2 protein-coding genes are annotated in these 1,148 nt (G+C 67.9%); both read right to left on the bottom strand.

Going from position 1 to position 1,148, the window contains the following annotated elements; genetic code table 11:
* Positions 1–72: 72 nt before the first annotated feature.
* Positions 73–921: a transporter substrate-binding domain-containing protein gene (locus V7Q31_RS18150; protein ID WP_333835253.1), complete on the bottom strand. Its 849-nt coding sequence runs from the start codon at positions 919–921 to the stop codon at positions 73–75.
* Between the two features lie 26 nt (positions 922–947).
* Positions 948–1,148: arginase family protein (locus V7Q31_RS18155; protein ID WP_333835254.1), on the bottom strand; the 201-nt coding region annotated here is incomplete at its 5' end.

Here is a 1,148-nt window from a genome sequence, read left to right on the forward strand (position 1 = left end):
CATGGCCGCGGCGGCGATGGCTGGCAGGGCGTCGAGAAAGACGTCGCCGTTGAAGCGCATCGCCGCCCGCTCTCAGAACGCGCCGGGGGGCAGGAAGCCCTCGGTCGGAATGTCCATCTCGAAGCCGAACCACTTCTGCTGCAGCGCCGCCAAACGCCCGTCGTCGCGCATCTCGATGATGACCTCGGAGATGAAATCGCGAAGATCGAGGTCGTCCGGCCTCGTGACCCAGGCGAGGTAGGTGTAGTTCGTACCCGTCTCGACGGGACCGCCGAGGTCGAAGATGTCCGACCGCTCGCTGACCAGCGACGCGAGAGACGGCAGCGACTGGATGACCGCGTCGATCTCGCCATTGGCGAGCGCCACATAGCAGTCGGTGAAGGCGGTGTAGAGCTTGAGCTCGCGGAAGCCCGCGCCGCCTTCGGCGCGCAGGCGCTCGTCCACGGCGCGGGCGATGGGCTCCGTGGAGGAGGCGAGCTGGGTGCCCACCACCTTGCCACGCAGATCCTCCTCGGTCTTCATCGTGTCGCCCTTGCGCACTGCGAAGTAGGGCTGACCGTTCGCGATCGGCACGGTGTAGGCGTAGCGCTGCGCGCGCTCCTCGTTGATGCCGACCGTCGTCGCCACGAAGTCGAACTTGCCCGCCAGCACGCCCGGCAGGATGCCCTGCCACGGAAGGTCGAGCTGCTCGAGCTCCACGCCCATCTTCGCCACGACCTCAACGAGGATGTCCTTGCCGTAGCCGACGATCTCGCCGTCCTTCACGAACTCGAACGGCGGAAAGGCCGCCTCCGTGCCGACCGTGAGCTTGCCGGTGCGCCTGATGCGCTCCAGCGTCGTCTCGGCGCGAGCCGGCAGGCCGGCGGCGGCGGCTGCGACGCCGACAAGGGCGCCGAAGCGGCGGCGGGTGATCATGGGCATGGTCCGTCTCCTGTGCTCGTGTGGCCTCACAGCCTGGGGGCGTCGAAGTAGTCGGCGCGGACTGCTGCGCCGATCAGGTTGGCGATCAGCCTTCCGGCCGTGATCGAGGTGATGTTGTTCACGTCGAGAGCGGGGCAGATCTCGACGATGTCCATCCCGAGCACGCGGCCCTTGGCCACGAGCCCGTGGATCAGCTTGCGCGCCTGATGAAAGCTCAGCCCCCCCGG

Origin of the sequence: Rubrimonas sp., assembly GCF_036788415.1 — a bacterium.
Classification (GTDB): Bacteria; Pseudomonadota; Alphaproteobacteria; order Rhodobacterales; family Rhodobacteraceae; genus Rubrimonas.